This is a genomic window from Nitrosomonas halophila (assembly GCF_900107165.1).
GTDB classification, from domain to species: Bacteria; Pseudomonadota; Gammaproteobacteria; order Burkholderiales; family Nitrosomonadaceae; genus Nitrosomonas; species Nitrosomonas halophila.
On sequence record NZ_FNOY01000072.1, the window covers coordinates 1 to 12,983 of the forward strand.

Here is a 12,983-nt window from a genome sequence, read left to right on the forward strand (position 1 = left end):
AATCCAACCTGCCACTCATCCTGGGTGCACTGGCTGTTGCTGCCGCGGCAGGCTTTTTCTTCATGAAGAAAGGCAAGGCTCAAGGCGAAGAAAAAACTGCTTAGGAGCCGTGAAGGAATAAGTGTGACAATTGGGCGCGTCTGGTGGGGTGCAATGCAAGGCGAGAAGAGGAGTCATAGTGAGCCATGGTGACGACGAGTAACGCCGCAGTGCGCCCGCCAGATGTGATCCAAGTGTTACAGTTATTTATGAACGACTCCTTAAGTCGTCAGGTTTACTGGGTTGCAGAAAACTGTTGTAGTTTTCTGCACAAAGAGCCCATATGCCTGCGTCAGGCATGAACTTTTCTGTTAAAAGTCAAGAACTATCGTGCTTTATTAAAGCCATTACGCGCATCTGAGTTGCTCAAGGGCACTCAGATGCGTTTCCCTTCCCGTGCGAACAAACCAGTTATCGCCTTTATATTTTCTTTGCTCTTCCTGCCAATCAACAAAATCATCCGGCTCGCGTTGACAGTGAGAACTGCTTCACAAAAGATTTCGTAGACCTCCAACCGGTTGTTTTTTATAGCCATAACATTCACCATTAGCACAAAGAAATAAACCTAGAATAGTTGAGGATGTCACAAAAATGCAATGATTTGTCTATATGATTCCATCATCGTAGAGAGTTTTTATGAGGTAATGAATGGCCGCAACGATTCTGGTTGTAGAAGATGAGCCAGCAATTCAGGAGTTGATTTTATATAACTTGCGTAGTGCTGGTTATATTGCTTTATGTGCGGATAGTGCAGAAAGGGCATCGGCGATGATCAACGATGTACTTCCCGATCTGGTGCTGCTGGATTGGATGCTTCCCAAGATGAGTGGGATTGATTTTGCGCGACTGCTGCGAAGAGACGCGCGTACCAAATCTGTGCCTATTATTATGTTGACAGCCCGTGTGGATGAAAGCGACAAAGTGGCTGGATTGGAAGTGGGGGCGGATGATTATGTGACTAAACCTTTTTCTCCACGCGAATTGGTGGCGAGAATCAAAGCGGTATTGCGCCGTCGCTTGCCCGAGGTATCGGATGAAGTGCTCGATATAGGTGGATTAAGACTCGATCCAACCACCCATCGTGTCACTCTATCGGATGAAAAAGAAGCCACACAACCCAGGGAAATATCACTAGGGCCAACCGAGTTTCGTTTGCTGCATTTTTTAATGGCGCATTCCGAGCGCGTATACACGCGCGCCCAATTGCTTGATAAAGTCTGGGGTGATCACGTTTTCGTTGAGGATCGCACCGTCGATGTGCATATCCGTCGGTTGCGTAAAGCACTTGAGGCGGCGGAAAAGGATGATCTTATTCAGACAGTGCGGGGGACAGGATATCGTTTTTCTACCAGGTGTGAAGTTAATGCTTCGTAACAAACTCCAAATATATCGAACAGCCCTCATTGGGTTTGTGATCTGATTTTTCACGACCCCTCCAAACATGCACTATATGTCAGCGATGTTGTTCGTGAACATGTTTCCAGATTTTGTATCCGTCGCTTACCACCTCCCCAATGCATTAACCAAGAAACCTCAGATAGATGGGGTTGAGATTATGCCATTTTTTGGAAAGCGCAATAACGACAGGTTGGACCAAACGGTTCCGGCCATCTGATATCCGCCCACTTTTCTTGCTGCTTTATGCTGGATGCGGTAGTCAGCCAAGGTCTTGTCTACAGGCTATGCATATATCATTAATTTCCTCTAACGGTTGGGTCAGCTGCCAGGGTAAATTTGTTCTGGCTTCCGAGCCTGTCATTCCCGCGTAGGTGGGAATCCAGAACGTACAGTAGAAACTATGGGTTGCGTGCCTATCGGCGCTGCACCAAAACTGGTTGCCCGCCTGCGCGGGCATGATGGGAATTCAAAGGGTTAGCGACAGAACAAATTTACCGTGTCAGCTGCTTCCCAAATACTTGCATTTTGTGTTCATTGAATTGATAGCCTGAAGCGGTAGATCATTTCAAATCTACTTATAAGACAAATTTATCCCTGGCAATACCAGTTTGGGTTCATGACATATACATGCTTATGGAAAGATTTATGGCAGTAGGAAACTAAATTGCGTTTTTGTGCCAATCATATTCAAATGGCTGAACAGGAAAAGAATTATCAGGATTATTCAATGAATTGAATGAGATGCGACAATTTGTCACATTGACTTTAGATGATCTGTCATTAATATTCGGATGTTGGTTGATATAACCAATCGACATTCTTATATAACTAAAAAAGAGAGAAATAATGGCAATTCGTCGTGGTCTCAAGGTTGAAAAGATTATCGGTGGCTGGATGCTCGCCTCGATGGTGATTGCAGTAAAACACTCTTACTCTGCCAGCGTGGTTTGTGCTGATCCCATTCGACATGGTTATAAAGCACAGCTGACAACTTTCCCGCTAAAAATCAAACCCGTCGCCAGAAAAACCTGGCAAACCTGCTAAGTAGTCCTGTTTTCTTCGCAATTTTCCTCTGTCTCATCAGGAGCGCTGTCCCATCAGCATGCCTGATCCGCATAAAAAGCAATTGAAAAATTATGTCGAAACTGTATTGGGTATTGATCGGGCTGATTTTGCCAGTGCTTCAAACGTCTGCCAGCGAGATTGACCCGCCACGGCCCTTGTCTTTGAAAACCGTTCAAATCCCTGAACCTCCTGATCTCCATCAGTATATCCGTGACAAGCCGATGGCCATTGCACTGGGTAAGGCGCTGTTCTGGGACATGCAAGTTGGCAGCGATAACATTGTTGCTTGCGCGACCTGTCATTTTCATGCAGGCGCTGATAGCCGATCGAAGAATCAAGTGAATCCTGGCACACATGCGTTGAGTGATGCCCAGCGCCGAGAGTTCGATTTGGGTTCGAACATGCAATTAACCGCGAGTCACTTTCCGTTAAGGGTCTTGACCGATCCCGATGATCGAGCTTCTCCCGCCGTATTCAGCAGTGATGATGTGATTTCATCGCAGGGCATTGCATCGTATGAATTCTTGCGTGTACTGCCATCCCGTCCGGTCGAACAGTTGCGCAGGCAAACCGATCAAGATGGCTTCAGCGTGAATCGAATCAATGTCAGGCGGGTTGAGCCAAGAAACACTCCAACTGTCATCAATGCAATATTCAATTACCGCAATTTTTATGATGGCAGAGCGCAGTACGAGTTCAATGGCGTAAATAATTGGGGTGATCGTGATCCCAATGCGCATCTTTATCGTGCTGAGAGTGCAACGCGGGTTGAGCCGGTCAGAATCAGCATTGAACAGGCCAGTCTGGCATCACAAGCGGTTGCGGCCGCTGTCAATGATTTTGAACTGTCCGCTTCAGATCGTCCATTCCCAATGATTGGGCGCAAAATGCTCGTAGCCAGGCCGCTTGCTCAGCAGCAAGTACATCCCCAGGACAGTGTGCTGAGGAAATATAGCCGCTGGCCGCAGCCCGGACTGGCGCTGCCCGATTACGCGGAAATGGTTCGGCATGCTTTCCAGCCTGAATGGTGGCAATCTGATCAACAGATTCGACTTTTGCCGGGCGGCCATAGCGAAATTTGCCATCGGGCACGTCCTATTGCTCAGCAAGGTTGCTATACCTTGATGGAATTCAATTTTTCACTGTTCTTCGGCTTGGCGATACAGCTGTATGAAGCGACGCTCGTAGCCGATGACACGCCTTATGATCGCTTCATGGAAGGGGACAGCACCGCTATCAGTGAGGCTGCCATCCGGGGTGTCGATATTTTCAGGAGTCAGACCCGTGGCCGTTGCATCAATTGCCATGAAGGCGCGGAATTGACCGGTGCTGCGGTCAGTCAGGTGCAGGCTAGCCCGGTCAGGATACGGGAAGGGCAGGCGTTTGATCGCGGATATAACAATATCGGTGTACGTCCGGCAACCAGTGATCTCGCGCTGGGGCAGACAGATCCGTTTGGCACGCCTTTGTCCTATACCAAACAACTGTATGCCGCGCCTGTCTGCCCGGATGGTCATTCGTGCCCGGTGGTGGCCGATGGTTTCTTCAAAGTGCCGGGCTTGCGAAACGTTGAGCTGACGGCGCCTTACTTTCATAACGGCGGTGAGCTGACTTTACGGGGTGTGCTCGATGTTTATAGCCGAGGTGGAAATTTTGCACAGCTGACGGAACGGGATGGGAGCAGCATTATGCTGCTCAACATTCTCCATTTGAGTGAGCAGGAAAAACTCGATCTGGAGGCATGGCTGTTATCGTTAACCGACGAGCGGGTCAGATACCGGCGGGCACCCTTCGATCATCCTCAGATATTTGTTCCCAACGGACATCCTGGCGACACAGAAAAAATAGACAAGCAGGTTGCCGGAACAGCCGCCGATCATATGGTTGAGATGCCTGCGGTAGGCGAGGAGGGGGCGTATCCCATGCCTGGTTTTCTCGAGTCCGATATGTAGCCTGCGTGATGCACCTTAATTGATGACAGTAGTCATCTGGTTATTTGTCAGTTCGATCAATACTGACTGTTGACAGGGCGTTTCACTTTAGGAGGCTGTCCGAGAATAGACTGATCTACTGCGGACGAGCCTGCCCGGCGGGATTTTTCGATCCTTTTCGTTGAATAGAACAACTATTCGCCTCAAATGATCGAAAAATCCCGCTCAGCCAGCTTCGCCCTCGCTACGATCACTATTCTCGGACAGCCTCCTAGTGGCCACCTATCAACAGTCGACAAACCGCTATGCGGTCCAATTTTTTTGGCCAAGTGGTTTCCTTTATGTCAGGCGAGAGCCAAGTAAATGCCGCTGAAAGCGATCGCACCGCCTGCCCACCGCACGATTTTGCCTGTGTTCAGCCTCTGCAGGACAAATCCACTGGCAATCCCGGTTGCATGCAGTAAGGCTGTGCTCAATGTGAAGCCGAAACAGTAAGTTGCCGCTTCAATCGCGAGCGGCATTTCCGCGCCATGTGCATGGCCATGAAAAAGGGCAAAAAATCCGATAATGCCGGCGCTGACAGTTGGCCGAAACTTCAGCGCCGCTGCAATGAGGATGCCCAGCGAGAGAACGGAAATCAGAATGCCAGTTTCAACATGCGAGAAGTGGATGCCGGAAAGTGCCAGGATGCCGCCGAGTAGCATGAGCGTGACAAAGGTGGCCGGTACCAGCCAGATGGATTTTCCACCCATTTGGGCCGCCCACAGTCCCACGGCGACCATGGCCAGCAGATGATCGGCGCCGCCGATGGGATGCCAGAAACCGGCCTCGAATCCGGTCACGTCATCTATTCCAGTGTGTGCGTGGACAGAAACTGGCCATAACATGATCATACCTGGTATCAACCAGAAAGCTGACAAATATTTTTTCATCGAATTTTCTCCTTGTCCGGCGGGTAGTGAATAGTCATGATAGGGATTGAAGCAGATCAAGCATAACCGCTGGTCACGAGCTAGAGCAAGTTTGGCCAGGGTCGCAGACGAAGGGCTGCCAGGCCGCCTTGGACACCAAGCATGTCATGCGTTATGCTGTATTGGTCAGTTAAACGGCTGCCAGCTACTGGTGGTGACTAAGCGGCATGAAAGTTTGGCTATTAGGAAGGATCGGATCTTGGCCTGCATGCCTAAGGAGTCGCTCATGAATAACTGTAACACTTGGATCGCATCTGGCGAGTGCACTGCGGCGTTACTCGTCATCGCCATAGCTCGCGCTATGACTCTTCCTCTCGCCTTGCATTGCATCCCGCCAGACGCGCCCAATTGTCACACTTATTCCTTCACGGCTCCTAAATTTTAAGGTAGAACTTTCCGTTAATAATAATCAGTCATTAATATTTTTGATGACGTAATGCATGAAAAAATGGAGGAAGTCATATGAAGAAAAAATTTATGTCATTCGGAGCGGGTTTCGCAGCAATCGGTTTGATGCTGTCCATGGCGAGTCATGCCGACCCGATGGTGGTCATCAAGGGAAAAGCCGTGTTCCTGGCGGCTGATGATCAGTTGACTATTCTGCCGGATGCACCCGATGAGCCGCTTGCCTGCACTTTCGAAGACGGCGTATTTGTGCCCGGCGCTTCGGCGGCTATCAGTGTGCCCGTGCCCGGTGCGATCGATGTGAAAGTGATCGGCGGCGATGCCTATGTTGCGACTTCCAGCCTGGAAAATAACGCGGCACTGACCGGCTATACCAAATTCGACGTCAATGCCTGTTTACCTGAGACGCCTTTCATTCCTCACAGGGCGCGTGCCAACCTGACTTCGGGCGAACTGGTCATTCCATGCGTGGAAGTCGATGGCAACGATTACAATCTTGTCATGAAGCAACGCGGAAATTCGATGAACTGGGCGGTCGATTTCGTGGCCGGCGGCTGCTATTGATTTGAATGCTTGCAGCCATGCGCACCCCGATTGGTATCCAGCGTATTCTGAATGCCTTTTTGGGTGCGCATGGTTTCCAGATAAGTGATGATTTCCGTTATGACCTGTTCCCGCTGCGGTGTTTCTGCGGCTAGAGCTGGCATGGTCGTGTTGTAACGGATGCTGGCGGGTTCATCCAGCCAGCGCCTCAAGTATTCAGGCCGGATGTATTCAGTTACGCTGACCGGGTAATTGAGTTCAGGGGCTTTCCCGCCGCCTTCGCCATTGATCGTATGACAGGCAAGGCAATGCTTGCGAAAGCGCAGAAATCCCTGTTTGGCAGCAGGTGACGCATCGGCCGGTGGAACGAGGCGCGGAAAACGGGCGGCAAACGTGCTGAGCTCGATTGCGATGAGTTGATAGGGCATGTCGGCTGCGCCCTCTTGACGCAGGGTCGGCGATTGCAAGTTGTCCCAGACCAGATAAAGTGGTCCCAAATCCACCATTTCCTCATTTTGCAGCAGATTGTCCAGCGTGAATGGCGAGCCATCCGCGCTCGCAAAAGCCAGATAGGCATCAAAAGTCAGGAATTTCTCGACCGGAATGCTCGGTTGGTAGCCATCTTTGCTTATAAAAACGATTTCCTCCGCTGTCCGCCAGCATTTTCCAAAGATTTGGTCGAACACTACCCGCGCAGGGTAGACCTTGTAAGCGCGTGTCCGTTTCTCATGTGCTTCATAGATTTCCAGTATGCGCATCGGAGCGATCATCGCGAATTCATCCAGCTGCAAGGATCGCACCAGCTTATGATGGTCCCGGAATTCGATTGTTATCGCGGCAGGGCCCGCCTGAACAGCTGCCATGCCGATTGACAGCAGCATCAGCAATACGCAGAGTCCGGTTCGCCAAAGTCGCAGCATGTCAGTCTGACCGGAGGGGCTACAGCATGGGAATTGGACGCGGCTTGTGGTGCTGATCGATGGCCACATAGGTCAACACGGCTTCGGTAACCTTGATGCAAACTTCTTCCTCGCCTTCGCGCGCACCACGCTGCGCATAGACTGTAACATCCACAGTGATCGAAGTATGGCCAGTTTTGACGATCTGCCCATAGAAACTAACCAGATCGCCCACCAATACCGGGTGCTTGAAGACGAATGAATTGACAGCCACCGTGGCGACGCGCCCGCGGGCGCGGCGGATTGCCGGGATGCTGCCGGCCAGATCGACTTGGGCCATGATCCAGCCACCAAAGATATCCCCGGCGTGATTGGTATCCGATGGCATGGGCACTGTCCGTAAAATCGGCTCCTGATCGCTGGGCAAAGAAACATGAAGATCGGGATGGTTATGTAGGGCTGGCATCGTTGTCGACTCGATAACGGTTATTCAAATACTGGCGAAGAGTGCAGGCGTCATGCCGGACGGCTCCTGTACTGTGCGCAGCCTCCTAGTGACCGGCATACAGTTTTTCGATTTCTGTCTGATGGCGTTCAAGTATCTTTGCGCGCTTGAGTTTCAGAGTGGGTGTCAGCATGCCGTTATCGACTGACCAGGGTTCGGGAATCAGTGCGGCCCGATGAATTTTTGCATAACCTGGGAAGCCGCTGATTTGGCGGACAATCCTTTCGAGCACGATTTCCTCGGCATATTCATCCCGTGCCAATTGTTTCGGATCGTTTTGTGCATTGCAATGCGTGGCGACCGATTCCCAGCCGCGTTCACTTAGCACAACCAGCGCACTCAGATAAGAGCGTCCTTCACCAATGACCATGACATGCTCGAATATCGGATCATGTAGAATCGCGGCTTCCATGTCTGCTGGCGGGATTTTTTCACCAGTGGACGTGACAATGATGTCTTTCAGGCGGCCGGTGATGGTGATCCGGCCCTGTTCGTCAATATGCGCGGTATCCCCGGAATTGAGCCAGCCTTCCTCGGACATGATATCGCGCGTGGCTTCTGGATTATCCCAATAGCCCAGCATGATATTGGGGCCGCGGATCAGCAAGGCATCCTGTTCACCGAGTTTCACCTCCACGCCGGGGAGGGTTTTGCCCACGCTGGCAGGCAGGTTGTCATCCAACCGGTTGGCGCAGACGACTGGGCTGGTTTCGGTCATGCCGTAACCCTGCAGGATCGGTAGCCCGAGCCCAATGAACACCCGTGAAATTTCCGGAGAAAGGGCCGCGCCACCGCTCATTGCCTGCCATAGGCGCCCACCCAGTTTGTCCAGCACCTTGCGTGCAACCAGCTTGTCGAGCAGCGGCCATAATGCGTGCGAGGGCTGCCATTTGCCGCGTCCCTGCGAGTGCTCGAAACGGCTGTATCCAACATCGACAGCCAGCTTGAACAGCCCCCTGGCAAGGGCCGGGCCTTCTGCCAGCTTCGCCTGGATGCCCGCATAGACCTTTTCATAAACACGTGGCACCGAAACCAGGATGGTTGGCTGGATAGTCGGCAGATCTTCCTGCAACAACCGGATCGAACGCGCATAAGCGACCGTTGCACCGCATAGCATGGGGACATAATAGCCGGCGGTCCGCTCAAAAGTATGCGAGAGCGGAAGGAATGACAAGAGGATATCATCTGGCGTGACAGTGACCACCTGGGCGCAGCCGTGCGCATTGCTCAAAATATTGTGGTGACTGAGCATTACCCCCTTGGGCCGTCCCGTCGTGCCGGAGGTGTAGATGAGAGTGGCCAGTGCGTGCGGGTCGTTCTGCCTGGGCGGAATAGCCTCTGCTTGTGCTGGCAGCCAGTCCTGCAGCGCGGTCACGCGCGCATCACCCGCCCGGCTCACATCCTTGGAGGTGGCGGTCAGGATAATGATGCGTACCAACTGCTTGAGCTGATCCTTGATTTCGCTCAGCTCCTCCCATTGTGCCAGGTTCTCCAGCAGCAATAGTTTGGCGCCGGCATTGGCGAGACACCAGGCAGCATTTTCAGCGCGATCCTCGGTATAGAGCGGCATGGCCACCAGCCCCAGTGCGAGCGCTGCTTGTTCATACATGACCCATTGTGGGCAATTGCGCATCATGACTGCAACCCGTTCTCCGGCAGCCAGGTTTTCCTTTGCAAGTGCCGTCTGCCAGCGGGCGACGGCATGCGCCATGTCTGCCCAAGTGTAGTCCTGCCAAACCTCCCGTTTGACATCATAATCCCGGTAGGCGATTTTCTCAGCGGAACGTTCGGCGCGCGCCCTGAACAAGCCGTCCAGGGTGCGGGCTGTTTCGACTGGAATCAAATCGGTGTTGATCGCGGAGGGATGTTTGCTCATGCTGACGCTCCTCCATGCCGATTATCCGAGTCTGTTCCAAAATCGGGGGGGAAGTCATCCACCATGATCACGCGACGGCGCAGGGTTTTCATCTGATCGAGCATGGCCGCTTCCTCCTCGGTGAGCAGGCCTTGCGCAACTGCCTGGCTGGCTGCTTCCGTATCGCTGGCTTCCAGCTTGCCTTCCTTGATGGCCTGACGCAGCTTGGCTTCGATGGGCTCGCAAGCAAGCGCGCAGGTGAACGCCTGCTCGAGCTGGGCGAGCGGTTCATTATCGGCTTTGGGCAAATAAATGCCTGCCGTCAGACGATCGCGTGCCTCGCCCGGGCTCAGAATCAATTGCGCGACTGTATGGGCAAGCGTATCGACAGGCGGGTGACAACGATTGCCCAAAGGGAAAATCATGAACCGTAGCCAACCACGCATCAGGCGGTTGCTTGGAAAGTTAAGCAGAAAATCATCGAATGCCTGTTGTGTGCGGTAAAGCGCATCCTGAATCGACCAATGCAGGAGCGGCAGATCTGCCTCCGGGCGGTTGTCGTCCTCAAACCGCTTGAGTGTCGCTGAACACAGATAAAGCAGGCTGAGAATATCGCCCAGGCGTGCGGACAGACGCTCGCGACGCTTGAGCGAACCACCCAGCTTGAGCATGGCAATATCTGTCAGCCATGCAAACGAAGCAGAGAAGCGGGTCAGTTGCCGATAGTAATCGATTGTTTCACTGGCCGCATTGTCGGGCGCTTCCTTGACCAGTCGGTGGCTGATGCCAAAAAAGAGGCTGCGCCAGGCGTTGCGCAAAGTGAAGGCGACATGCCCGGTCAGCGCCTGGTCAAATGCCCGCAGCCCACGCTTCTTGTCATGATCCCAGGCAGCATTGATTTCCTGCAGGGTGTAGGGATGGCCACGAATCGCACCCTGACCGAAGATGATCATGTTGCGTGTCAGGATATTGGCGCCTTCCACGGTAATGCCAACCGGTATCTGCTGATAGGTGCGGCCCAAATAATTGGCCGGGCCCAAACAGATCCCCTTGCCGCCGTGGATATCCATGGCATCATTGATCGCCTGGCGGCTGCGTTCAGTCAAGTGGTATTTGACGATCGCCGAGGCCACCGACGGTTTCTCGCCCAGATCGACTGCGCCAGCAGTCATGACACGCGCCGCATCCATCATGTAGGTGTTGCCGGCGATACGTGCCAGCGCTTCTTCCACACCCTCGAAATAGCCGATCGGCAACTTGAATTGCACGCGCACCCGCCCATAAGTGCCGCTGGTCCAGGCCGACAGCTTGGCAGCACCCACGCTGGTTGCCGGCAGAGAAATCGATCGCCCGACCGATAAGCTATTCATCAACATGCGCCAGCCTTGGCCAACTTTTTCCTGTCCACCGATCACCCAATCCATGGGGATGAAAACCTCCTGGCCGGAGTTGGGGCCATTCTGAAACGCGCCGTTAAGCGGAAAATGTCTGCGGCCGATATTGACGCCAGGTGTGCTGGTGGGGATGAGCGCAAGCGTAATGCCGAGGTCTTTCTGATCGCCGAGCAGGCCATCCGGATCACGCAGCCGGAACGCGAGCCCAAGCAGTGTGGCGACCGGGCCCAGTGTGATATAGCGTTTTTCCCAGGTAACGCGCATGCCGAGCACATCCGGCTGGCCATCGTATTCTGCGCGGCAGACGACACCGTAATCTGGAATCGAGCCGGCATCCGAGCCGGCTTCTGGGCCAGTCAGTGCAAAACAAGGCACCTCGATGCCCTTGGCCAGGCGCGGCAGATAATAGTCTTTTTGCGCGTTCGTTCCGTAGTGCAGTAGCAATTCAGCCGGGCCAAGCGAATTGGGCACCATCACCGTGACTGCGGCCGTATTGCTGCGGGAACCGATTTTCATAACCACCTCGGAATGAGCCAGCGCCGAGAAACCATGTCCGCCGTATTCCTTGGGAATGATCAGGCCAAAAAATCCCTTTTCCTTGATGAATTGCCAGGCATGGGGTGGCAAATCATGACGCTCGTGCGTGATATGCCATTCATCAAGCATGGCGCATAATTCCTCAACCGGCCCATCGAGAAAAGCTTTTTCCTCCGGGCTTAACGTTGGCTTGGGAAATGCGTGCAGCGCGTTCCAATCCGGTTTGCCACTGAAGAGCGCCCCTTCCCACCAAACCGTACCGGCATCGAGCGCTTCCTGCTCGGTTTGCGAAATTTGCGGAAGCAGCTTGCGGAAAAATCTCAGAACAAGGTTGGAAACAATATTGCGACGCAGGAAGGGCACTGTGAACAGTGCGACAATAATGACAATCAGTGATACGAGTAAGTACAAAAGCGACTCTAGCATGGTCTGCACTCCGTGGATTTTTTAATGATTATTGGTCGTTACACTACCGAAGAATAAGCCACTGTCAAGTTTTGTTTGCTTTTAGTGGCCAGAAAGGCATTTCCATCAACGATGGAATACTTGGAAGAGAACGCAGGTGAGCAGCGCCGCAACGCCATCACCTCTCGTGGCGTCAACACCACCAGCAGGCACTTGGCAGCTTTGGCTTCTATGACCTCTTTCAGCCAGGGCCAATCGATTTCAAGCACCGCTTTATACAAAAAACAGCAACGCAGACTATACAATGAAAGCCATAGTGGATGAATTCGTGCGATATTTTATGTGGCTGTCAGTTGAATTGTTAAAATTAGCTGGGGCGTTTTGTGTTTTATCAAGACTTGACATCGCGCGTTGCAATAAATGATCAGTGGCGTATCTGCTTTCGTTTTGCAGATGGCGATGCCTATGAGGTCGAGGTGTGTGACTGCCACTGAAGAGGATAATGACTATGGCTATTCCTAATACTAAAGGCATGCAGCGCAAGCCGACTCATCCTGGCGAAATGCTCAAGGAAGATTTTCTACCAGGCTATGGCCTTACAGTAACTAGGCTGGCTGAGTCTTTGGGTGTATCTCGTCAGTCAGTTAATGAACTACTGAGGGAGCGGCGTGCTGTTAGTCCTGAAATGGCACTTCGGCTTGCCCGCTTGTTTGGCAATTCTCCCGAGTTTTGGCTAAATGCGCAGCGTTCGGTTGACCTGTGGACGGCGGCACAATCGATCAAGGAAGAGGTTGATCGGATTAAACCGTTACATGCCGCATAATCGGGTAGCTGAGGGTATCTAATCCTCAGACCGGGTCATCGGTGGTGGGTGATTGCCACCGATGACCCGGTCATCAAGCTGTGAGGCATGCCGCTACTCTCCGATAAATAAAAACAAGAGTAACTATTCAGCGTATTCTTTCTCTCAGTCATTCTGCAACATAAAATCAGGCAGTTTCCCAGCGAAGAGCAGGGAAAGCGCCTCGGAAGCAGA

The 12,983-nt window shown here is 52.5% G+C and carries 11 protein-coding genes; 5 read left to right on the forward strand and 6 right to left on the reverse strand.

All coding sequences use genetic code 11. The features are described 5' to 3' along the window. Positions 1-687 precede the first annotated feature (687 nt). The 3 genes from phoB to BLV85_RS12580 all read left to right on the forward strand — a co-directional run bounded on the left by phoB (position 688) and on the right by BLV85_RS12580 (position 4,454). On the forward strand, positions 688-1,413 hold the full coding sequence (phoB, locus tag BLV85_RS12570; RefSeq protein ID WP_090415595.1) for a phosphate regulon transcriptional regulator PhoB: 726 nt from the start codon (positions 688-690) through the stop codon (positions 1,411-1,413). A gap of 870 nt (positions 1,414-2,283) precedes the next feature. Further along, the gene (locus BLV85_RS12575; RefSeq protein ID WP_090415596.1) at positions 2,284-2,481 is read left to right on the forward strand and encodes a hypothetical protein; all 198 of its coding nucleotides are present in this window, start codon (positions 2,284-2,286) and stop codon (positions 2,479-2,481) included. 92 nt (positions 2,482-2,573) lie between these two features. Then, the gene (locus BLV85_RS12580; protein WP_090415597.1) at positions 2,574-4,454 is read left to right on the forward strand and encodes a cytochrome-c peroxidase; all 1,881 of its coding nucleotides are present in this window, start codon (positions 2,574-2,576) and stop codon (positions 4,452-4,454) included. 323 nt (positions 4,455-4,777) lie between these two features. Here the strand turns inward: BLV85_RS12580 and BLV85_RS12585 are convergent, their stop codons facing one another. Continuing rightward, complete coding sequence (locus BLV85_RS12585; RefSeq protein ID WP_090415598.1) at positions 4,778-5,365, reverse strand: HupE/UreJ family protein; 588 nt, start codon at positions 5,363-5,365, stop codon at positions 4,778-4,780. A 501-nt stretch (positions 5,366-5,866) separates the two neighbouring features. On the opposite strand from BLV85_RS12585, the gene BLV85_RS12595 reads away from it, so the two are divergent. Beyond that, positions 5,867-6,373 carry a hypothetical protein gene (locus BLV85_RS12595; protein WP_090415600.1) on the forward strand — a complete coding sequence of 169 codons (507 nt, stop codon included), beginning with the start codon at positions 5,867-5,869 and terminating at the stop codon, positions 6,371-6,373. Here the strand turns inward: BLV85_RS12595 and BLV85_RS12600 are convergent. The 5 genes from BLV85_RS12600 to BLV85_RS12620 all read right to left on the reverse strand — a co-directional run bounded on the left by BLV85_RS12600 (position 6,367) and on the right by BLV85_RS12620 (position 12,216). Further along, positions 6,367-7,272, reverse strand: coding sequence for a c-type cytochrome (locus tag BLV85_RS12600; protein WP_090415601.1), 906 nt, complete (start codon positions 7,270-7,272; stop codon positions 6,367-6,369). The genes BLV85_RS12595 and BLV85_RS12600 overlap by 7 nt on opposite strands. A 19-nt stretch (positions 7,273-7,291) precedes the next feature. Then, positions 7,292-7,717: an acyl-CoA thioesterase gene (locus tag BLV85_RS12605; protein ID WP_090415602.1), complete on the reverse strand. Its 426-nt coding sequence runs from the start codon at positions 7,715-7,717 to the stop codon at positions 7,292-7,294. A gap of 85 nt (positions 7,718-7,802) precedes the next feature. After that, positions 7,803-9,632: an AMP-dependent synthetase/ligase gene (locus BLV85_RS12610; RefSeq protein WP_090415603.1), complete on the reverse strand. Its 1,830-nt coding sequence runs from the start codon at positions 9,630-9,632 to the stop codon at positions 7,803-7,805. Next, positions 9,629-11,968 carry an acyl-CoA dehydrogenase gene (locus tag BLV85_RS12615; RefSeq protein ID WP_090415604.1) on the reverse strand — a complete coding sequence of 780 codons (2,340 nt, stop codon included), beginning with the start codon at positions 11,966-11,968 and terminating at the stop codon, positions 9,629-9,631. Before BLV85_RS12615 ends, BLV85_RS12610 begins: the two co-directional genes overlap by 4 nt. A gap of 38 nt (positions 11,969-12,006) precedes the next feature. Further along, positions 12,007-12,216 carry a hypothetical protein gene (locus BLV85_RS12620; RefSeq protein WP_143032343.1) on the reverse strand — a complete coding sequence of 70 codons (210 nt, stop codon included), beginning with the start codon at positions 12,214-12,216 and terminating at the stop codon, positions 12,007-12,009. 239 nt (positions 12,217-12,455) lie between these two features. Between BLV85_RS12620 and BLV85_RS12630 the strand changes: the two genes are divergently transcribed. Continuing rightward, positions 12,456-12,770 (forward strand): HigA family addiction module antitoxin, encoded by a 315-nt coding sequence (locus BLV85_RS12630; protein ID WP_090415606.1) that lies wholly within the window; start codon positions 12,456-12,458, stop codon positions 12,768-12,770. The last annotated feature ends 213 nt before the right edge of the window (positions 12,771-12,983 follow it).

What these genes read in the sequence shown, in the direction of transcription:
- BLV85_RS12580 (WP_090415597.1), top strand. Translation starts at nt 2,574, where the DNA reads ATGTCGAAACTGTATTGGGTATTGATCGGGCTGATTTTGCCAGTGCTT.
- BLV85_RS12630 (WP_090415606.1), top strand. Translation starts at nt 12,456, where the DNA reads ATGGCTATTCCTAATACTAAAGGCATGCAGCGCAAGCCGACTCATCCT.
- BLV85_RS12605 (WP_090415602.1), bottom strand. Translation starts at nt 7,717, where the DNA reads ATGCCAGCCCTACATAACCATCCCGATCTTCATGTTTCTTTGCCCAGC.
- phoB (WP_090415595.1), top strand. Translation starts at nt 688, where the DNA reads ATGGCCGCAACGATTCTGGTTGTAGAAGATGAGCCAGCAATTCAGGAG.
- BLV85_RS12575 (WP_090415596.1), top strand. Translation starts at nt 2,284, where the DNA reads ATGGCAATTCGTCGTGGTCTCAAGGTTGAAAAGATTATCGGTGGCTGG.
- BLV85_RS12595 (WP_090415600.1), top strand. Translation starts at nt 5,867, where the DNA reads ATGAAGAAAAAATTTATGTCATTCGGAGCGGGTTTCGCAGCAATCGGT.
- BLV85_RS12585 (WP_090415598.1), bottom strand. Translation starts at nt 5,365, where the DNA reads ATGAAAAAATATTTGTCAGCTTTCTGGTTGATACCAGGTATGATCATG.
- BLV85_RS12600 (WP_090415601.1), bottom strand. Translation starts at nt 7,272, where the DNA reads ATGCTGCGACTTTGGCGAACCGGACTCTGCGTATTGCTGATGCTGCTG.
- BLV85_RS12615 (WP_090415604.1), bottom strand. Translation starts at nt 11,968, where the DNA reads ATGCTAGAGTCGCTTTTGTACTTACTCGTATCACTGATTGTCATTATT.
- BLV85_RS12610 (WP_090415603.1), bottom strand. Translation starts at nt 9,632, where the DNA reads ATGAGCAAACATCCCTCCGCGATCAACACCGATTTGATTCCAGTCGAA.